The sequence below is a fragment of the Micromonospora sp. DT41 genome (genome assembly GCF_049841715.1).
GTDB classification, from domain to species: domain Bacteria; phylum Actinomycetota; class Actinomycetes; order Mycobacteriales; family Micromonosporaceae; genus Micromonospora; species Micromonospora profundi.
Window position 1 is genome coordinate 62,164 of record NZ_JBNCKU010000004.1, and the last position, 19,972, is coordinate 82,135.

General features: G+C 71.3%; 16 protein-coding genes, 1 pseudogene and 1 riboswitch. Of the genes and pseudogenes, 10 read left to right on the forward strand and 7 right to left on the reverse strand.

Annotated elements, in window-relative coordinates; translation table 11 throughout:
* The first annotated feature begins 126 nt into the window (after positions 1–126).
* The 4 genes from ACLQ23_RS08830 to ACLQ23_RS08845 all read left to right on the forward strand — a co-directional run bounded on the left by ACLQ23_RS08830 (position 127) and on the right by ACLQ23_RS08845 (position 5,224).
* Positions 127–1,023, forward strand: a complete 897-nt coding sequence (locus ACLQ23_RS08830; RefSeq protein ID WP_355595419.1) for an ABC transporter permease — start codon at positions 127–129, stop codon at positions 1,021–1,023.
* A 4-nt stretch (positions 1,024–1,027) separates the two neighbouring features.
* Positions 1,028–1,837 carry an ABC transporter ATP-binding protein gene (locus tag ACLQ23_RS08835; protein ID WP_157552259.1) on the forward strand — a complete coding sequence of 270 codons (810 nt, stop codon included), beginning with the start codon at positions 1,028–1,030 and terminating at the stop codon, positions 1,835–1,837.
* 141 nt (positions 1,838–1,978) lie between these two features.
* Positions 1,979–3,499 carry a D-ribitol-5-phosphate cytidylyltransferase gene (locus ACLQ23_RS08840; protein WP_425880515.1) on the forward strand — a complete coding sequence of 507 codons (1,521 nt, stop codon included), beginning with the start codon at positions 1,979–1,981 and terminating at the stop codon, positions 3,497–3,499.
* Positions 3,500–3,538: 39 nt separating this feature from the next.
* Entirely contained in the window at positions 3,539–5,224 is a 1,686-nt protein-coding gene (locus ACLQ23_RS08845; RefSeq protein ID WP_355595423.1) for a CDP-glycerol glycerophosphotransferase family protein, read from the forward strand.
* A gap of 17 nt (positions 5,225–5,241) precedes the next feature.
* Here the strand turns inward: ACLQ23_RS08845 and ACLQ23_RS08850 are convergent, their stop codons facing one another.
* From ACLQ23_RS08850 to ACLQ23_RS08865, 4 genes are all read right to left on the reverse strand, one after another.
* Entirely contained in the window at positions 5,242–5,988 is a 747-nt protein-coding gene (locus ACLQ23_RS08850) for an alpha/beta fold hydrolase (protein ID WP_425880516.1), read from the reverse strand.
* 136 nt (positions 5,989–6,124) lie between these two features.
* Entirely contained in the window at positions 6,125–6,976 is an 852-nt protein-coding gene (locus tag ACLQ23_RS08855) for a C39 family peptidase (protein ID WP_355595427.1), read from the reverse strand.
* A gap of 244 nt (positions 6,977–7,220) precedes the next feature.
* Positions 7,221–7,362, reverse strand: a riboswitch (cyclic di-AMP (ydaO/yuaA leader).
* A gap of 287 nt (positions 7,363–7,649) precedes the next feature.
* Positions 7,650–8,429, reverse strand: coding sequence for a hypothetical protein (locus tag ACLQ23_RS08860; protein ID WP_425880517.1), 780 nt, complete (start codon positions 8,427–8,429; stop codon positions 7,650–7,652).
* 143 nt (positions 8,430–8,572) lie between these two features.
* On the reverse strand, positions 8,573–9,757 hold the full coding sequence (locus tag ACLQ23_RS08865) for an acyltransferase family protein (protein WP_425880518.1): 1,185 nt from the start codon (positions 9,755–9,757) through the stop codon (positions 8,573–8,575).
* 183 nt (positions 9,758–9,940) lie between these two features.
* Here ACLQ23_RS08865 and ACLQ23_RS08870 point away from each other — a divergent pair.
* Together ACLQ23_RS08870 and ACLQ23_RS08875 are read left to right on the forward strand one after the other, a co-directional pair.
* Positions 9,941–10,495: pseudogene (locus ACLQ23_RS08870) on the forward strand (spore coat protein); the annotation flags it as partial.
* 113 nt (positions 10,496–10,608) lie between these two features.
* Positions 10,609–11,244 carry an alpha-ketoglutarate-dependent dioxygenase AlkB gene (locus tag ACLQ23_RS08875; protein ID WP_355595433.1) on the forward strand — a complete coding sequence of 212 codons (636 nt, stop codon included), beginning with the start codon at positions 10,609–10,611 and terminating at the stop codon, positions 11,242–11,244.
* Between the two features lie 71 nt (positions 11,245–11,315).
* Here the strand turns inward: ACLQ23_RS08875 and ACLQ23_RS08880 are convergent, their stop codons facing one another.
* Together ACLQ23_RS08880 and ACLQ23_RS08885 are read right to left on the reverse strand one after the other, a co-directional pair.
* Entirely contained in the window at positions 11,316–13,799 is a 2,484-nt protein-coding gene (locus tag ACLQ23_RS08880; RefSeq protein ID WP_355595435.1) for a DNA gyrase/topoisomerase IV subunit A, read from the reverse strand.
* Positions 13,800–13,831: 32 nt separating this feature from the next.
* Positions 13,832–15,889, reverse strand: a complete 2,058-nt coding sequence (locus ACLQ23_RS08885; RefSeq protein WP_425880519.1) for a DNA gyrase/topoisomerase IV subunit B — start codon at positions 15,887–15,889, stop codon at positions 13,832–13,834.
* A gap of 319 nt (positions 15,890–16,208) precedes the next feature.
* On the opposite strand from ACLQ23_RS08885, the gene ACLQ23_RS08890 reads away from it, so the two are divergent.
* Positions 16,209–17,492 (forward strand): hypothetical protein, encoded by a 1,284-nt coding sequence (locus tag ACLQ23_RS08890; RefSeq protein WP_425880520.1) that lies wholly within the window; start codon positions 16,209–16,211, stop codon positions 17,490–17,492.
* Between the two features lie 79 nt (positions 17,493–17,571).
* Positions 17,572–18,435, forward strand: a complete 864-nt coding sequence (locus ACLQ23_RS08895) for an alpha/beta fold hydrolase (RefSeq protein WP_425880521.1) — start codon at positions 17,572–17,574, stop codon at positions 18,433–18,435.
* A gap of 24 nt (positions 18,436–18,459) precedes the next feature.
* Here the strand turns inward: ACLQ23_RS08895 and ACLQ23_RS08900 are convergent, their stop codons facing one another.
* Positions 18,460–18,630 (reverse strand): hypothetical protein, encoded by a 171-nt coding sequence (locus ACLQ23_RS08900; protein ID WP_387158030.1) that lies wholly within the window; start codon positions 18,628–18,630, stop codon positions 18,460–18,462.
* Positions 18,631–18,816: 186 nt separating this feature from the next.
* Between ACLQ23_RS08900 and ACLQ23_RS08905 the strand changes: the two genes are divergently transcribed.
* A complete protein-coding gene (locus ACLQ23_RS08905) occupies positions 18,817–19,443 on the forward strand; it encodes a hypothetical protein (RefSeq protein ID WP_053652741.1) in 627 nt (208 codons plus the stop codon).
* A gap of 97 nt (positions 19,444–19,540) precedes the next feature.
* Positions 19,541–19,912, forward strand: coding sequence for a hypothetical protein (locus ACLQ23_RS08910; RefSeq protein WP_053652742.1), 372 nt, complete (start codon positions 19,541–19,543; stop codon positions 19,910–19,912).
* The last annotated feature ends 60 nt before the right edge of the window (positions 19,913–19,972 follow it).

A 19,972-nucleotide genomic window follows, 5' to 3' on the forward strand; every position in this document is an offset into this window, starting at 1 on the left:
TTGCGTCCCGACGTGTTTCGGACTACTGTCCTGGCAGCGACGAGGCGGCGCCCCGCGCACACTTCCCACTAGGATTCCATCGTCGCGAGCCACCCCGTCTGCACGAAAGATCGGAGCGCCATTTCCATGGCCACCACCGCGCTGGTCGACCCCGACACGGGCCTGACCCAGGCGCAGCTGGCCGCTCGACACGGACTGCGGGTCGCCGGTGAGCGCCCCTCCCTGGTCGAGTACAGCCGCCGACTGTGGGCCTACCGGCATTTCATCGCCGCGTACGCCAACGCCAAGCTGGTCGCCTCGTACAGCAATGCCAAGCTGGGCCAGCTCTGGCAGGTGCTCACGCCGCTGACGAACGCCGCCGTCTACTACCTGATCTTCGGGGTGGTGCTGGCGCAGAACGACCGGATCCCGAACTTCATCGGTTACCTGACGACCGGGCTGTTCATCTTCAACTTCACCCAGAGCGCGGTGCTGGCGGGCACCCAGTCGATCAGCGGCAACCTCGGGCTGATCCGGGCACTGCACTTCCCCCGCGCCAGCCTGCCGCTGTCCACCACTGTGACCCAGTTCCAGCAACTGCTGGCCTCGATGGTGGTGCTCATCGGGATCGTGCTCGTCACCGGCGAGCCGATCACGTGGAAGTGGCTGATCCTCGTGCCCGCCCTGCTGCTACAGGCGGTGTTCAACGCCGGCGTGGTGCTGTTCGTCGCCCGGATGGGCTCCAAGGCGAGCGACCTCAAGCAGGTAATGCCGTTCCTCATGCGCACCTGGATGTACGGCTCCGGCGTGCTCTACAGCGTCAGCCTCTTCTCCCGGCTGCCCGGCTGGGCGGCGACACTCGTCCAGTACAACCCGCTGCTCGTCTACATCGAGCTGGCCCGCTACGCGCTGCTGGACGAGCCGCCGTTGCTCAACGAGTCGCTGACCCAGCTCTGGCTGGTCGGCGCCGGCTGGGCACTCGTGGCCGGTATCGGTGGCTTCATCTACTTCTGGCGCGGCGAACAGGAGTACGGCCGTGGTTGATTCCCTGCACGCCGCCAACGAGGCGACCGTCGCCCTGCCCGTGCTGACGCCGGAACGGATCCCCACGGTGGTGGTGGACGACGCGCACATCATCTACCGGGTGCACCAGGGCGCCGGTGGTGGCACCACACCGGTGGCCGCGCTGCGCCGGCTGGTGAAGCGCACGAACGCGCCGAACATCCGGGAGGTGCACGCGGTCAAGGGCGTCTCGTTCACCGCGTACCGGGGCGAGGCGATCGGGCTGATCGGCAGCAACGGCTCCGGCAAGTCCACGATCCTGCGGGCCATCGCCGGCCTGCTGCCGGTCAACAGGGGCGCCATCCACACCCAGGGGCAACCGTCGCTGCTGGGCGTGAACGCCGCCCTGCTCAACGACCTGTCGGGTGAGCGCAACGTCGTGCTGGGCTGCCTGGCCATGGGCATGCATCCCGACGAGGTCGCCAAGCAGGCCCAGGGGATCATCGACTTCTCCGGGATCAACGAGCGGGGTGACTTCGCCAGCCTGCCGATGCGCACGTACTCGTCCGGCATGGCGGCCCGGCTGCGGTTCTCCATCGCCGCCGCCAAGAAGCACGACGTGCTGCTCATCGACGAGGCCCTCGCCACCGGTGACAAGGGCTTCCGCAAGCGCAGCGAGCAGCGGGTACGGGAGCTGCGCGAGGGCGCCGGCACCGTGTTCCTGGTCAGCCACCAGCTCTCCTCGGTGCGCGACACCTGTGAACGGACCCTCTGGCTGGAATCGGGCGTCCTGCGGATGGACGGCCCGACCGACGAGGTCATCCGGGCGTACGAGGCGTACGCGAACAAGAAGTAGCGCCGAGGTCACGCATCGACCCGGCACCATGTGGCCGCGTCGCCCGCGTTGGGGCGGCGCGGTCCGCGCGTTAAGGTTCATTCCGTCGCCGCTCGGGCGGAACCTTCCGTTAACGCATTCGACGAGAGTGAGGATCCGGCAATGACGCAGGACCAGACCACTGGCCCGGACGCCGCAACGGAGACCCCCGTACCCTGGCGGCCGTCGCGGACAGTGGCCGTGGTGCTGGCCGGCGGCACCGGGACCCGGCTGGGCCTCGGCATTCCCAAGCAGCTGCTGAAGATCGCCGGCAAGCCGATCATCGAGCACACCCTTGCCGTCTTCGAGGCCGCACCGGAGATCGACGAGATCATCGTGCTGATGGCTGCCGGTCACGTCGAGGACGCCCAGCAGATCGTCGAGAAGGCCGGCCTGCGCAAGGTCACCAAGGTGATCGAGGGCGGCGACACCCGCAACGCCACCACCCGGATCGCGCTGGAGGCTGTCGGCCCGGCCGACTGCAACATCCTCTTCCACGACGCCGTCCGCCCGCTGCTCAGCGGCCGGATCGTCCGCGAGTGCGTCAACGCGCTGTGGACCTACGACGCCGTGGACGTGGCCATCCCGTCCGCGGACACGATCATCCAGGTGGACGACAACGACTGCATCACCGACATCCCGGTGCGCTCCCGGCTGCGCCGCGGCCAGACCCCGCAGGCGTTCCGCTCCCCCACCATCCGCGAGGCGTACCGGATCGCCGAGGATGACCCCAACTTCGCCGCAACCGACGACTGCGGCGTGGTGCTGCGCTACCTGCCGGGCACCCCGATCAAGGTGATCGACGGCTCGGACGAGAACATCAAGGTCACCCACCCGGTCGACGTACACCTGGCGGACAAGCTCTTCCAGCTCGCCGCGGCGCAGGCGCCCCGGCTGACCAACCACCGCAGCTACACCGAGGAGCTGACCGGGCGCACCATCGTGGTGTTCGGCGGCAGCTACGGCATCGGCCACGAGCTGACCGAGCTGGCCCGGGGCTACGGCGCCCAGGTCTTCCCGTTCAGCCGCTCCACCACCGGCACCCACGTGGAGCGCGCCGACGACGTCGAGGCCGCCCTCAAGACCGCCTTCGAGGCCACCGGACGGATCGACCACGTGGTGGTCACCGCCGGGATCCTGGAGCGGGGCGCGCTGGCCGAGATGGACGAGGAGACGATGGACCGGCTGTTGCAGGTCAACTTCGTCGGCCCGGTGACCATCGCCCGCCAGGCCCTGCCCTATCTCCAGCAGACCAAGGGTCAGCTGCTGCTCTACACGTCCAGCTCGTACACCCGGGGTCGGGCCCGTTACGCGCTCTACTCGGCCACCAAGGCCGCCCTGGTCAACCTGACCCAGGCGCTCGCCGACGAGTGGGCCGACGTCGGCGTCCGCGTCAACTGCATCAACCCGGAGCGGACCGCCACCCCGATGCGTACGCGGGCCTTCGGCGAGGAGCCGGAGCACACCCTGCTCGCCGCGGAGGCCGTCGCCCAGTCCTCGCTCGACGTGCTGGTCTCCGACCTCACCGGCCAGGTCATCGACGTACGCCGGGCGCCCGGCGACGGGCCCGCGCCGGCCGCCGTGCCGGCCCAGCCCGGCGCGGGGCGGGTCGAGGTGTCTGCCGGCACGACCGCCGCAAGCTGACGCGGGCAGCGGAAGCGCGACGGCGGCGAACGGAGCGACATGCGCGGTGACCTGGTCCGAAAGTTGGCCGCCCGGTGCCTGAGCGTCGGCCTGGCCGTGCTGGCGTTCGTCGTGGTAGCGCTGACCGGCGCCACCGGTTGGGGGCTGGCGCTGGCTGTCGCCGCGCTGGCGGCAGCCGCCGCCGAACAGCGGATCCGAGCCGGCGCCGACCTGGTGGCGGAGACCACTCTGATCGCCGCCGCCGTGCTTGTCGGCTACGCCCGGCGGCTGGACGACGGGTTCGACCTGGCGCTCGCCGCCACCGCGCTGGTCCTGCTGGGGCTGGTGCTGCTGGTGGGGCCGCTGCGGAGCGCCGGCAACCTGGAGATCCGGGCGGCAAACCTGCCGGTACGGACCTGGACCCCGCTGATCGCCGGTCAGCTCGGCACCGCACTGCTCGGGCTGCTCGCCGTCGTGGCCCTGGCCGCCGCGCTCGCCCTGCCCGCCGTCGTCGCGCTGGCCGCCAGCCTCCTGGTGGGCGCCGGCGCCGGGGCTGTCGCGCTGGACCTGGCCCGGCGGCGGTTCCGGCCGGCCAGCGGCGGCAACCCGGTGGCCCGCGCGTTGCGCCGGCACCAGCCGGAGTTCCTGCTGCACTTCTCCGCGCCGCCCGGCTCGGAATACCAGGTCACCATGTGGCTGCCGTACCTGGAGCGGATCGGCCGCCCGTTCCTGGTGATGGTGCGCGAGCCGGAGTTCCTCGCGCCGATCGCCGCGGCCACAAGCGCGCCGGTGGTCTACTGCCCCACCCTGCGGACCATGGACGAGGCGCTGGTGCCGAGCCTGCGCGCCGCCTTCTACGTCAACCACGGCGCGAAGAACAGCCACTGCATCCGGTTCACCCAGCTCACCCACGTGCAGCTGCACCACGGCGACAGCGACAAGGCGCCCAGCGCCAACCCGGTCTCGGGAATCTTCGACCGGATCTTCGTGGCCGGTCCGGCGGCGATCGACAGGTACGCCCGCGCCGGCGTGCAGATCCCGGCGGAGAAGTTCGTCGTGGTGGGCCGCCCGCAGGTCGAGTCGATCGACGTACGCCCGGAGCCGACCGTCGGGCTGGCCCAGCCCACCGTGCTCTACACGCCGACCTGGACCGGGCACCACGCCGACGCCGACTACTGCTCGCTGCCGGTGGCCGAGGCACTGCTGCGGCGGCTGCTGGCGCGCGGCGCGACGGTGATCCTGCGGGCCCACCCGTACACGACGCAGAACCCGGCGTCAGCCCGTCAGCTGGGCCGGCTCACCGAGCTGCTGGTCGCCGACCGGAGCCGCACCGGGCGGCCACACGTGGTCGGGGCGGCGGCCCGGGAGCTGAGCCTGACCGAGTGCGTCAACCGCTCCGACGCGCTGATCTCCGACGTGTCCGGGGTCATCTCGGACTACCTCTACTCCGGCAAGCCGTACGCCGTCACCGACATGGGCAACGAGGGCGAACGGTTCACCGAGAACTTCCCGCTGGCCGCGTCGGGCTACGTGCTGCGCCGGGACATGTCCAACGCCGACGAGGTGCTGACCGCCCTGCTCGACACCGACCCGCTGGCCGAGGCGCGCTGGGCGACCCGCCGGCGTTACCTGGGTGACTTCCCCGCCGAGTCGTACGCGGAGGCGTTCCTGACCGCCGCCCGCCGGGAGTTGACGTCGACGGACCACACGACCGAGCGGCCGGCGCAGCTCACCCCGCTGGCCTGACAAGGGCGTGCCGAGCGTCAGCGGTACGCGTCCAGCAGCGCCAGCACGGCAGCCGGGTCCTCCACGTGCGCGTTGTGCCCGAGCCCGGGCAGCGTGGCGACCGGCACCCCGTACTCCTTGAGCTGCGCGTCGGTGACCATCGTGTCGTGCTCGCCGCGCGCCAGCACAACAGGCACGTCGGTCGCGGCCAGGAGCGCGGCGAGATCGGGCTCCCCGACGGCGAACGCGCCGGTGTCCATCGCCAGGCGCCACCGGCCGTCGACCTGGCGCAGACCGGCGTCCACCATCGGGTGGTCCGGCGGGATCAGGCCGGTCAGCCCGGCGATCCGCAGGTAGCGACGGGCCGCCTCGGCCCGGCTGGCGAACCAGCTGACCGGGCGGGCCGCGACGTCGGCGGCGCGGGTCAGCTCGTCCGGCGTCCAGACGGCCTTGATGCCGAGCCCCACCACGGCGTCCACTGGCGTTCCGGCGGCGCAGGCGGCCAGCGCCAGGCCGACCACACCACCCAGCGAGTGCCCGAGCACCACGATGCGGTCGCCGGGCGCCAGGGCCTGGGCGATCCGCTTGGCGAAACCCTCGAAGGAGTACGTCGGAAGTGGCTCCGACCAGCCGTGGCCGGCGAGGTCGGGCGCCAGCCACCTGCCGGGCCAGTGCTGCTCCAGCAGCGGCGCCCAGGGCAGCCAGACGTCACCGGTCGCCCCCATGCCGTGCAGCAGAAGCAGGACCGGCCTACGGTCGGCGTGACCACCCGATTCATCCACCACGGCCGCAGTCTCCCACGGCGTACCGGCTCGCAGCGAGATCCGTCGCGGTCCTGACCCGGCGTCGACGAAGACGCCGCGGGCGCCGGCCCCTCGTGGGAGACGGCGCCCGCGGCGTCTGGTGGGGTCTCACGCCTGGTCAGGCGGAGTAGCCCCGGGTAGCGATCCAGTTGGCCAGGTTGATCGTGGTCATCCAGTACTCGCCGTAGGCCGCGTTCGCCGAGTCGGCGATCCGCACGGTACGGCCGTTGTCCTTGTAGCCCACCACTGCGACGTAGTGCCCGCCGCCGAAGGAGTGCCAGCCGCCGTTCGTGTCGACGGCGTCCCCGGCCACGTTGGCCACCACGCCACGGCCGTCGGTGATCGCGGCGACGACGTCAGCCTGGAGACGGTCCATCTGGGCCGGGCTTGGCGAGCCGGCGAACATCCGGGTCCGGTACGGGGAGCCCTTCACCTCGGCGTTGAGCACCCGGGTGGTGTCCAGGGCCGAGTTGGTGCCCATCTCGGTGGTGCCCAGCTCGGCGCCCAACTGGTCCTGGGTGCGGTTGATGCCGGCGGCGCTGAGAGCGTTGCGGACGGCCGCCGGGCCGCAGTTGTAGTACGTGTTCTGCGCCTGGTAGCGGAAGTCGAGCACCTTTGTCGCGGGCGGCTTCGGCGCCGCCTTCCTGGCGGTCAGGTCCGGGTCGCTGCTGGCCTTGGCGGCCGGCGACGCGGCGCTTGCGGAGGGGGCGGCGGCGCTCGGGCTGGCGCTGGTCGGGGCGGCGCTGGCCGAGGGGTCCGCGACCCGGGCGTCGCCGCGGGAGGCGGCGGTGTCGCTGCGCATCTCGGCGACGGTCGAGGCGGTGTGCTGGCCGACGGGGGCCTCATCGGCGCCGGCCACCAGGGCGCCGGTGGTGGTCGCGATGGCGAGGGCCGCGGCGGAGGCGACGGCGATCTGGTACGGGCGTTCGGTGGCGAGGCGGCGCAGCTGACGCTGCAGGGTGTGCTTCACGGGTCCTCCACGGTTCAGGGGGAGAGCGGCACACCGGGGGCAGCCGGTATCCGGGCACGCGCCAGCGCGCGGACCGTGGTCCGCGGATGGTGGAGCCGCTCAGGGGAACGCCCGGCGTGGCCGGGCGGAAAGTGCGGTGACCCTGGGGGTCAGCTCACCGCCACGAGGCGGACAAGCGTGGGTACCGCGACGCCGTGAAGGCGGAGGAATAGCCGAGGGGTATGCGGGTGCTGCATGGGGATGGAACTCCTTCCGACACCGCCTACCGGGTTAGCTGACGGATTCGGGCGGGAAGATCGCCCTACCGCGGGCCGTGGCTCGCGGATTCACCCCGGACGTACTTGTGGGTCCCCGGTTCGTTGATCACGATTGAGCGGGTCAGCGCGGCGTCGCCATTCGCGATCGGTTACCGCACCGGACGGGATGACCCTACTGGCCCTCCTGAGCCCTGCCAAGCCTCGCTCACCTGCGTAAACCTTGAACGCGGCGACAATTTCTGGGCGTATTGCCGCTGACGTGACTCGATGGGACGAGCGGTTACGGAGGCACCGTAGGTCGACAAGCGGACAGGCCGTCGACAATGCCGCCGGATCTGCGGGAACAATCCGGCCGAACGCGTCAGCCGCCCGATTTCCCGCGCGTGTGACCGGGCTCACCGAATAATCGGGGCGTTTCAGCCCACCCGCGCCGGGCGCCACCGCGCCGCCGCCGGCAGAACCGCGACACGGACGGTGCGGCGGGCTGCCACCCGCGTCGGCCGCAACCGGGCCACCGCCGCGTAGGCCTCCTCGGCCAGGGCACGCGCAGCGGACGCCGCCAGCTCGGCGTCGCGCCAGGCCGCCCGTTCCCGCCCGGCGGCAGCCTCGTAGTCGGCCCGCCGCGTCTCCCGGACCGCCCGGCTGAGCAGCACCTCCTGCTCCACCGGGTGCCGACGCGGATCCCAGCCGTGCCGCTGGCCGAACACGTCGCCGAGCTGCCGCATGGTCAGGTCCCCCCGCCAGTACGCGGCCATCGCCGCCCGGTGCAGGTAACGCTCCCGGGTGGCGTACTCGGCGGGGGTGCGCGGGGTTCGCGGGGTGGGCAGCGCTCCGGCACCGGCGAAGCGTCGGGCCGCGGCGTCCGCCTCGTCGTACCGCACCCAGATCTGCTCCACCTGCTCCTGAGCGGTCAGCCAGTCCGCACGCCGCCGTCGGGCGGTCTGCGCCGCGCGGGCCGCGGCGACGGCCACCTCCTCGGCGTACCGGCGCAGGTCGGCGGCCTCGGCGGCGGCGGCCTCACGAGCGGTGGGCGGCGGCTCGACGGCCGCCCTGTCCCGTTCGGCGGCCGTCGAGTCCCGCTCCGGACGGGCCACCAGGACGGCGAGCACTGTCAGTGTCAGCAGGAGCAGGGCCGACCAGATGGCGGCGGCCTGCGGCACCTCGGTCAGGAACTCGTAGAAGACGACGGTCTCCATGGTCGGCACCTCGGCGGGAGAGCATTGCGATGGGAAGCCGCACGCGTTCGGTCCGACGCTACCGCCGGCACGAACCGGGCGCATCGGGCGCCGGGCGTGTCGACGCACGCCGCGCCGGACCGCGTCTGACCAGGTTGGACCCGTCAGCGCGAGTCGGCGTACGTCGATCGGTCGTCGGGCTTTTCGCCCCCGGCTTCGGTGGCCGCGGTCCGTTGCCGGGGGACGGCCGGCGGACGGGCCGGGCGGCGCGGTGCCAGTCGGCGCATCAGCGGAGTCTCGACGTAGCGGTGCAGCAACCCGGCCAGGACCAGGCTGACCACAAGGAACCCGAGCACCACAGCCGGGCCGCGCCAGCCTTGGAAGCCCGTCCCCCAGTCCCCGCTCCACCGCAGCACACTCGTCATCACCAGCACGTGCACCAGATAGAAGGCGAAGGAGACCTCGCCGAGCCACACCAGCGGACGGGACCGCCACGGCGAGCGCCGGTCCCGCACGTCCGCGTCCGCGGCGGCCGTGATCACCAGCAGGTACACGACGGCGAGCAGGGTGGTCCACAGTTCGGCGCGGATCCACTGTGAGGCGGCCACCCAGGTCGCCACGAAGATCACGGTGGCCGTCGTCAGCCCGGGGCCACGCCAGAGACCCCGACGCATCAGCTCGGCCGCCACCGCGCCCAGCCAGAACTCCAGCGACCGTACGGGCGGGAAGATCTGCGTGAACCACCACCGGCTGACCTCCGGCACCAACTGCTGGGCCGGCCAGAGCGCGAGGATCAGCAGGGGCAGCGCGACGATCAGCGTCCACAGCACCGCCGGACGGGCCCGGCGCAGCAGAGGCAGCGCCAGCGGCAGGCAGAGGTAGAAGAAGAACTCGCAGGAGAGCGACCAGCTCACCGTGTTGATGCTGTAGAACCAGCCCGGCCGGGGATCCCACGCCTGCAACAGCAGCAGGTTCTCCAGTGCCACCGCCGGCAGCACCGGGTCGGCGAACCACCAGGCGACAAGCAGCGCCGCCGCCCACAACACCAGGTGATTCGGATAGATCTTGGCGACCCGCCGTCGCCAGAAGGCGAGCCGTGAGTCGCCCGGGCGGGCCGACCAGACGAGCACGAAGCCACTCAGGATGAAGAAGAACTGCACCCCGGACAGGCCGAGGGAGAACACCGCGTCGACAACGGCCTTGAAGTCCGGCTCGGCGATGATCCGCATGGTGCCGGCGTGGAAGCCGAACACCAGCAGCGCGGCGATCCACCGAAGCCCGGTCAGCGAGGGAAGCCTGGCGAACACGGGCGCGGGCGGGGCCGCCGAGGCGTCAACGGTGCTCGTCATGCCGGGGTCCCGACGCTTCGCAGGGTCACCAGCACGTACGTCTCCTCCTCGGCGCGGGTCAAACGACGTGGCGGCCCCGGAAGGCCGCACCGGGGCACCTTACCGGGTCACTCCCGGGTGAACCGGGCGGCCGTTGTTTACCTCCTGCTCCGTCGGAGTTCAGGACTGAGGAGTTCTTGGCGCGCCTTCTTCGGCGGCACCGACGCCCTCGGCGCCGCACCGGTGCTGACCCGGGTGCTGCTGGCCACCGGCCACCCCATGGACCTCACCGTCGTCGTCGGGCGACAGGAGATCGAGGCCGACCTGGAGGACATCGCGCCCGGACGAAGGCAGATCATCCGTACCGTCCCGCCCACCGGCTCGCTACCGTCGCTGATCACCGGGGCGGACCTTGTGGTGAGCGCCGCCGGCACGTCGACGTGGGAGTTGTGCTGCCTCGGCGCGCCCGCCGCGCTGGTCTGCGTGGTCGACAACCAACGCGAGTCGTACGCCCGGGTGGTCCAGCACGGTCTGACGGCCGGCCTCGGTGAGCTGCCGGAGTTGGCTGAGGGTGGCCGCCGCGGGCGTACCGCGCGGGCGGCGGCGGCGCGGACCCTGCACGGGCTGCTCAGCTCGCCGCAACGCCGAGCGGCGCTTGCCGCCCGGGCCTGGGCCGCCGTGGACGGGCTGGGCAGAGCACGGGTCGTCGACGCGGTGTTCGAGGCGCTACGCCATGATCACGCTCGATCCTGGCTGTAGTCCCCTCGATCCGAACGCGAGACCACTGGATCCAGGATCGAGCACGACCATGGGGGCGACGCGAAGGGCGCGCGCCTAGCACGTGTGTACGAATGTGCTGTTAGGGTGGCCGCATGACGCAGGCCGCCTACCAGCCGTCGATGCTCGACCTGACCGACGCCGGGCCGACAGTGGGGCCGCTGCCCGGCCAGATCCGCCGGCGCCAGCTCAGCCGGGGCGCGTGGGTCGACCACCTGCCCGGGTGGGTGCGGGGCTCCGACGCGGTGCTGGACACCCTGCTCACCGAGGTGCCCTGGCGTGCCGAGCGACGCACCATGTACGACAGCGAGGTCGACGTGCCCCGCCTGCTCAGCTGGTACGCCGCCGACCGGCCATTGCCGCATCCTGTGCTCACCGCCGCACGGGCGGCCCTGACCCGGTACTACGCCCCCGAGTTGGGTGAGCCGTTCGTGACCGCCGGGATGTGCCTCTACCGCTCCGGGCGGGACAGCGTCGCCTGGCACGGCGACACCATCGGCCGCTCCGCGCACAGTGACACCATCGTCGCGATCGTGTCGTTCGGCTCGCCCCGACCGCTGCTGCTGCGTCCGCGCGGTGGCGGCGACAGCATGCGTTTCCCGGTGGGCCACGGCGACCTGATCGTGATGGGCGGCTCCTGCCAACGCACCTGGGAACACGCCATCCCCAAGACCACCCGTCCGGTAGGCCCGCGGGTGAGCGTCCAGTTCCGCCCCGTCAACGTGGCCTGACCCACCACCCAGGCGTGCCCAAAGGGCGCAGCGCCGCGCGGTGACGCCGACACAGGCCCGCCAGGGCCGGGTCAGTCGCGTTCCACCAGGTGACCCAGGACCGTCGGGCCGAGCATCACGGCGAAGCCACTGCCGTCTCGGCGAGGATCGGCTGCGGGAAGCTCCACCGGCTCGCCGGTGCCCGTCGCGCCGACCGGGCGCGGACCCACCCAGGCGACAGCGACGTCCGTCTCGTCCTTGAGGAAGCGGTGCGCCCGCACGCCGCCGGTCGCCCGGCCCTTCGCCGGGTACGCCTTGAACGGCGTCACCTTGACCGTCGCACCTGTGGACGTGACGACCATCGGCTCACCGTGCCCGGGGTCGTCGGTGCGCACCGCCCCGAAGAAGACCACCCGCGCCCCGGCCGGCAGGTTGATGCCCGCCATCCCGCCGCCCTTGAGGCCCTGCGGACGGACCAGCCCGGCGGCGAAGCGCAACAGCGAAGCCTCCGAGGTGACGAAGGTAAGCGTCTCGGCTCCGTCGGTCAGCCAGGTCGCACCGACCACCTCGTCGCCGTCACGCAGGCCGATCACCTCGAACTCGTCGGACCGCACCGGCCACTCGGGCGAGCAGATCTTCACCACGCCCTGCCGGGTGCCGAGCGCCAGCCCGGGTGAGCCCTCCGCCGGGCCGCCGAGCGGGGCCAGGCCGACAACCGTCTCCCCCGCCTCCAGCGGCACCAGCTCAGCGGCGGACATGCCGCCCCGCAGCGACACCGTGCCGGCCTGCTCGGGCAGCACCGGCAGCGGCAACACGTCGATCTTGAAGGCACGGCCGGCGCTGGTCACCAGGAGCACGCGGCCACGGGCCGTGGAGTGCACTATCGCGCGTACCGTGTCGTGCTTGACCCGGCCGTTGCGCCGGCGCCCCTCGGCGCTCTCCTCCGACTCGGCAGCGGTCCGGGCGACAAGCCCGGTCGCGGAGAGAATCACCTGGCACGGGTCGTCGGCGACCTCCAGCGGGCCGGCCGGCGCGGACGCGGCAAGCACCTCCTTGAGGTCACCGTCGACGAGCGTCGTGCGACGCTCCGCGCCAAACTGCTTGACCACGGCCGCCAGCTCGTCGGAGACGACCTTCTTGAGCACCCGCTCGTCGTCCAGGATCGCGGACAGCTCGGCGATCTCGGCGCGCAGCCGCTCCTGCTCGGCCTCCAACTCGAGCCTGTCGAACTTCGTCAACCGGCGCAGCGGAGTGTCGAGGATGTAAGTGGCCTGGATCTCGGAGAGGCCGAACTGGCTCATCAGCCCGTCCTTTGCGGCCTGGGCGTCGTCGCTGGCCCGGATCAGCCGGACCACCCGGTCGATGTCCAGCAACGCGATCAGCAGACCGTCGACCAGGTGCAGCCGCTCCTGACGCTTGCGACGGCGGAACGAGGTGCGCCGGGTGACCACCTCGTACCGGTGGGCCAGGAAGACCTCCAACAGCGCCTTCAACCCGAGGGTACGGGGCTGACCCTCGACAAGTACCAGGTTGTTGACGCCGAACGACTGCTCCAACGGGGTCAGCCGGTAGAGGTCGGCGAGCAGCGCCTGCGGGTTGACCCCCACCTTGCACTCGACGACGAGCCGGGTGCCGCTCTCGCGGTCGGTGAGGTCCTTGACGTCGGCGATCCCGGTCAGCCGCTTGGTCTTGGTGACCTCGTTGGTGATCGCCGCGATGACCTTCTCAGCGCCAACACCGTAGGGCAACTCCACCACTGTGATCGCCTGGCGGCCCCGGCTGCCCTCCAGCGGGCCGATCTCCACCTTGCCGCGCATCCGCACGACGCCACGCCCGGTCTCGTACGCGCGGCGCACCTCGTCCAGGCCGAGCAGCACGCCACCGGTGGGCAGGTCGGGGCCGGGGACGAACTCCATGAGCTTGTCCAGAGTGGCGTCCGGGTGGTTGATGAGCCAGCGGGCGGCGGAGACCACCTCGGCCAGGTTGTGCGGGATCATGTTGGTGGCCATCCCGACCGCGATCCCGGACGCGCCGTTGACGAGCAGGTTCGGGAAGGCCGCCGGCAACACTGTCGGCTGGGTCAGCGAGCCGTCGTAGTTGGGCTCGACGTCGACGGTGTCCTCGCCCAGCTCACCGACGAGCAGCATCGCCTCGCGGGACATCCGCGCTTCGGTATATCTGCTCGCTGCCGGGCCATCGTCTGGAGATCCAAAATTTCCATGCCCGTCGATGAGTGGCACGTTGAGCGAGAAGTCCTGCGCGAGGCGGACCATCGCGTCATAGATGGCCGTATCGCCGTGCGGATGGTACTTACCCATTGTATCCCCGACAATTCGGGCAGACTTCACGTGCCCGCGATCAGGGCGGTAGCCCTGCTCGTACATCGACCAGAGGATGCGCCGGTGTACGGGCTTGAGTCCGTCGCGGGCGTCGGGCAGGGCGCGGGAGTGGATGACCGAGAACGCGTACTCCAGATAGGAGTCGGACACCTCGGTGACCAGCGGATTGTCGAAGACCCGCGCGCCGGCCTGGTCGAACGAGGAGAGATCGACCTTGTTTTCCTTACGGCGTGCCATGACTCAGATCTCCACTCGAACGGTACGGGTGCTCATGCGTCGATCGCTTCCCGGTCGACGCGGTCGGCGGAGTCGATGAGCCAGTTGCGGCGCGGCTCGACCTTCTCCCCCATCAGCAGTTCGAGGATCCGCTCGGCGGCGTCCACGTCCTCGATGGTGATCCGGCGTACGGCCCGGGTGGCCGGGTTCATCGTGGTGTCCCACAGCTCGTCGGCGTCCATCTCACCGAGACCCTTGAAGCGCGGGATGGGGGTGACGATCTGCTTGCCGGCCTTCTCCAGCTTGCGGACCGTCGTCTCCATCTCGGCCTGCGTGTAGGTGTAGACCGTCTGCGGGTTGCGCCCCTTGGTGGTGATCTTGTGCAGGGGCGGCATCGCGGCGTAGAGCCGACCCGCCTCGATCAACGGCCGCATGTAGCGGGCGAAGAGGGTGATCAGCAGGGTACGGATGTGCGCGCCGTCCACGTCGGCGTCGGCCATGATCAGCACGCGGCCGTAGCGCAGCGAGGACAGGTCGAAGGTACGCCCCGAGCCGGCCCCGAGCACCTGGACGATTGCCGCGCACTCGGCATTGTCCAGAACCTGCTGGAGGTTGGCCTTCTGCACGTTGAGGATCTTGCCCCGGATCGGCAGCAGCGCCTGGTATTCCGACGAGCGGGCCATCCGGCTGGTGCCGAGGGCGCTGTCACCCTCCACGATGAACAGTTCGCTGCGTTCGACGCCGGTGGCCCGACAGTCGACAAGTTTCGGCGGCATCGACGCGCCCTCCAGGGCGGTCTTGCGCCGGGCCGCGTCCTTCTGTTGCTTCTGAGTCAGTCGCACCCGCGCCGCGTCGACGATCTTCTGAAGGACGACGCGCGCCTCGGCCTTTGTGCGCCGGTCCTCAAGCCACGCCTTGACGTGCGCGTCGACGAGGGTCTGGAGGACCTTTGTGATGCCTGTGGTGGACAGCTCGTCCTTGGTCTGCGAGGTGAACTGCGGCTCGGGGATCCGCACGTGCACCACGGCGGTCATGCCTTCCAGGACGTCGTCCAGGGTGGGCGGCTCCTCCTTGGCCTTGAGCAGCCCTCGGGTGTTGCGGACGGCGTCGGCGAGGGAGCGGACCAGGGCACGTTCGAAGCCCTTGCGGTGGGTGCCGCCGTGGGCGTTGCGGATGGTGTTGGTGAAGCACTCGACGGTGCGCTCGTAGCCGGTGCCCCAGCGGAACGCCACCTCCACCTCGGCGCGACGCTGCACGTTGGACTGCATGACACCGTTGGCGTCGGCGGCGTTCTCCCGGTATGTCCCCTCGCCGTTGACGAGCAGGATGCCGGACACGGGCCGGTCGCCGGCAGGGGCGAGGAACTCGACCATGTCGCTGAGCCCGTTGGGGTAGTGGAACCGCTCCTCGGCGGGCGTCTCGCCGGTCAGGTCCCGCAGCAGGTACGTCACGCCGGGGACCAGGAACGCGGTGTTGCGCAGCTTCATCCGGACCGCGTCGACGTCGAGCGCGGCGCCGGTCTCGAAGTAGCGGGCGTCGTGCCACCAGCGGATCGAGGTGCCGGTGGGCTGGCCGCGCTTCATCTTGCCGGTCACCTGGAGGCCGGGGCCTGCGGTGAACGGGGCGTCCGGACCGTCGCCGTCGAAGACGCCCGGGACGCCATGCCGGAACGACATCGCGTGGATCTTGCCGGCCCTGCGGACCGTCACGTCGAAGCGGCGCGACAGCGCGTTGACCGCCGAGGCGCCGACGCCGTGCAGGCCGCCGGAGGTCTTGTAGCCGGAGCCGCCGAACTTGCCGCCGGCGTGCAGCCGGGTCAGCACCAGCTCGACGCCGGAGATGCCGGACTTGGCGTGCACGTCGGTGGGGATGCCCCGGCCGTCGTCGTCGACCTGCACCGAACCGTCGGCGTGCAGGATCACCTCGACGTGGCTGGCGTGACCGGCGACGCCCTCGTCGGTCGAGTTGTCGAGGATCTCGTTGACGAGGTGACCCACGCCACGGCTGTCGGTGGAGCCGATGTACATGCCGGGCCGCTTGCGTACAGCGTCCAGCCCCTCAAGGTGGGTGAGGTCATCGGCCCCGTACAGGGTGTCAGGCTCTGCGGTCAACTGGTCGTACTCCCCGGTCTCGGCGGTGTGCAGCCGGTCACCGGCGACATCAGCCGGCGTGGCGCGCCGCAGCGAGCCTAGCCGGAGGCTGAGACATCAGCTGTAGGCCCCGCGCGACCCGCCGGGCCCGGACCCCACGGACGTGAGCAACCTGACAGCCCGCCACCTCGCCGCACCGGGCGCTCCGCAGGGTTCGAGGGTGCAGTCCTTGTGTGTCCTTCATCGAACGAATCCGTTACAGGCCATTGACGTCCGTCGCACGCGGGTGATGTGATCGCGCTCTCAGAGAATCTTTCATCTTTCGATGGATGGGAGCCCCATGCCCACAATCCGGCGTACCGCGCTCGCCGCGGCCCTCACGATCGTCACGGCCGCCCTGTCGACGGCCGTCGCACTGCCCTCACCGGTGGCCGCCGCCCCGTCGACCGCTGCCGCAGCCGCGCTGCCCACCGCCGCGGTGGCGCTCGGCGACAGCTTCATCAGTGGCGAGGGCGCCGGGGCGTACGCGCCGGTGGTCGACGCCAACGGCGTCGCCCAGGGCTTCCCCGGCTGGACGGCTCCGAACAACAACGCGTACTTCTGCCACCGGTCGGCGAACGCCTCGCTGCACAAGGCCAACCTGCCGGGCATCCAGAACCGGTTCAACCTGGCCTGCTCCGGCGGTCAGCCGCACGACATCGCCACCGCCTCCGGCGCACGGGCCAACGGCCGTACGGTGGCCGCGCAACTCGACCAACTGCGCGCCGTGGCGCAGACCAACGACATCGACCTGGTGCTTATCGGCCTCGGGTCCAACAACAGCTCGTTCACGTTCGGCAGCGTCGCCGAGAAGTGCGCCAACCGCTTCATCGCCGATGCCTGGACCGGCTGGTGGGAGTTCTGGGCGTACCTGGGCGGGCCGGTGGAGCAGAAGCCGTGCACCGACGCCGACCTGGCCACCGCGGCGCAGCTCAGCGCCGCCACCGCCGAGACCACCGCCGCCGTACGCCAACTGCTGACCACCCTCGACCAGGTGGACGCGGACGGGCAGCACCGGGTGGTGTTCCAGGACTACACAAACCCGCTGCCGTTGGACCTGAACGCGACGTTCCACACCGAGGACAGCCGGGACGACACCCGGGACAAGTTCCGCGACCTCGGGGCCGAGCGGTACGCGGCCGGCTGCCCGATCCACCGGGCCAGCCTCGCTCCCGGGCACCGCTTCTCGCAGGGCCTGGGCACCATCGTGAAGACCACCCGGGACACCCTGGCCGCCGAGTTCCCGGCCGACGACCTGGTCTACCTCAACGTGCAGCGCGCCTTCGACGGCGCCCGGCTCTGCGAGACGACGACAAGCCCCACCGGCTCGCTGGCCACCCCCATCCGGTTGCAGGACAGCAACCCGAACGGCACCTTCGTCACCAGCCTCTCCGGCAAGGACAAGATCGCCATTCAGCGGATCGCCAACACCTGCGTCAGCTACTTCCAGACCTGCCAGGAGTCGTGGCACCCGAACGCCACAGGGCACCAGGTGCTCGGCCAGTGCCTCGCCGGGGCGGCGGCCACCAGTGCCCGCGCGGTGAGCTGCGTCCGGGCCAGCAGCGGCGCGATCTCCGTCTCCTGAGGCGTCGCCCGGGGCCCGCCGACGACCGGCGGGCCCCGGCGGCTACCAGCCGGTAACCTCGCACGGCTAGGCTGAGCCGGTGAACGGGGACCCGGAGTACACGCAGGAGTTCGTCGACGTCGACGGCGCCCGGATCGGCGTGCAGATCTATCCGGAGCCGGACGGCCCACCCGGCGCCCCGGTCGTGGTGATCTGGCCCGCGATGGGGGTCCGTGCCCGTTACTACCGGCCGTTCGCCGCGGAGCTACGCGCCGCCGGACTCGCCGTGGTGGTCGCCGACCTGCGCGGCACCGGCACGAGCACCCCCGTGCCGAGCCGCGCCGACAGGTACGGCTACGCCGAGCTGGCAAGCGACGTCGGCGCCGTCCTGGCCGCGCTGAAGCCCCGCCTGGACGGGCGTACCCGGGTGCTGCTCGGCCACTCCCTCGGCGGGCAGGCCGCGCTCGTGCACCTGGCCCTCGACGGCGGCGACGCGGTCGACGGGTTGGCGCTTGTCGCGGTCGGCATCCCCTACTGGCGCACCTACCCTGGCCGACGAGGGTACGGCGTGCTGCCGTACACCCAGGGGATCGCCGCCACCGCGGCGCTGCTCGGCGTCTGGCCGGGTTGGGGTTTCGGCGGCCGGCAGGCACGCGGCGTCATCCGCGACTGGGCACACACCGCGCGGACCGGCCGTTTCCCCCACCTCGACGGTACGGACACCGAGGCGGCCGTACGCGCGGTGCGGATCCCTGTGCTCGCGGTCAGCGTGGACGACGACCAGTACACCCCGCACGAGACGGTGGACCACCTCTGCGGGAAGCTGGCCGCCGCCCCGGTGAGTCGGCAGCGGTACACGGTGGAGCAGGCCGGCGCGAAGCTGGACCACTTCACCTGGGTCCGTGCGAGCACTCCGCTGGCGCGGCAGGTGGCCCGCTTCGCCGAGGACCTGCCGCGCCGCTGAGCCCGAGCCGCACCGCCCGCTGACTCACTCGTCCTGGTCGAGCGGGACCAACTCGTCGTCGCGTTCCACCTGGATCGCGCCGTGGTCCTTGCGCGGGGCCACCTCGGCGATGTTCTTGTGCGGATCGCTGTCCGGGTGCATGAGCACCGGATCGGTGGTGGCGGTCTTCTCCCTGCTCTCCTCCGGCTGCGACATGACGTTCCCCTCTTTCGTCGGGTCGGTGGGATCTACCCGCCACCGCCCGGACGACTCCTGCTGTCGCCCCACCGACCGTGGTGTCCGCGACGTGTCCGCTGCGGCACGGATCGGCCTGCCCGGGGCGGGGTTAGCCACCCGGGCGGCGGGTAAGCCGCAGCGCCCGACACGGCGGAAGGGGATCAGATGTCCGAACGGCATACCGCACTGCGCTCCATGCACGATCTGGGCTTGGCGGCCTGGTTCGGCGGCTCCCTGATGGGAGCGCTTGGCGTCAACAGCGCAGCGGCGAAAATCAGCGATTCGACCCAGCGGCTCCCGATCGCATCGGCGGGATGGTCCAAGTGGACCCCGGTCAACGCGGCAGCTATCGGCGCCCACCTGGCCGGCGCGGTCGGCGAACTGGTGACGGAGAGCCCACGGGTGGCCGCACAGTCCGGGGTTGCCCGGGCCAGCGCCATCAAGACGGCGCTGACCATCGGCGCGCTCGCGGTGACCGGCTACAGCCGCCTGGTCGGCATGCGGCTGGAAAAGGCGGGCAACCCGCCCGTGAACGGCACCACCGAGCCCAATCACCAGACACCGGCGAGTGTGGCCTCCTCACAGCGGCAGATGAAGCTGCTCCAGTGGGCCGTGCCGGCGATCACCGGAACCCTTGTGGTGGTGACCGCGTACATGGGCGAGCAGCAGAAGCCCGGCCAGGTCCTGCGCGGGTTGCTCGGCCGGTCCAACGGGCTGATGAGCGCCCCGAAGTCGATGGCCAAGATGGGCATGGGTATGGGCAAGCGACAGATGGCGATGGCCGGGCGCTGACCGTCCCGGCCCGGCCGGCGTCCCGCCGACACCTCGACGGCGGGGCACCGGCCGGCCCACACCCTCCAATTGCGGTGGACCGACGAGCGAGGTGGCCATGACGGCACATGAGGGACGCAGTGGCGCGGGCGACCGGCTGGAGCCGGAGGCGACCCAGCCGTGGAAAGCCGACGGCGGCTTCGACGCGGAACCACCCTGGGGTGTGGGCGAGGACTCGCCGCTGGACGAGGGCAGCGAAGAGGCGGCGGTGCCCGAGGGACGGCGCGGAGACCGTCGCGCCGGGGCGCCAGCGGGCAGACGTGACCCGGCCGGACGGCACGGCTTCGGCTCGGTGGAGCCGACCCGTACGGCATCGGCCGGACCGACCGCGCCTCCGGACCCGGCACCCAGCGGCCGGTCCTTTCCCGACGACGCGGACGTCGACGACCGAACCCAGGACGCGCTGCGCAGTCGTGGCCGGCGCTCCTGAGACACCGGCGCGATGAGGCCGGCCCGTTGATCGGGCGGCCGTTCGCCGGGCGGGGGACAG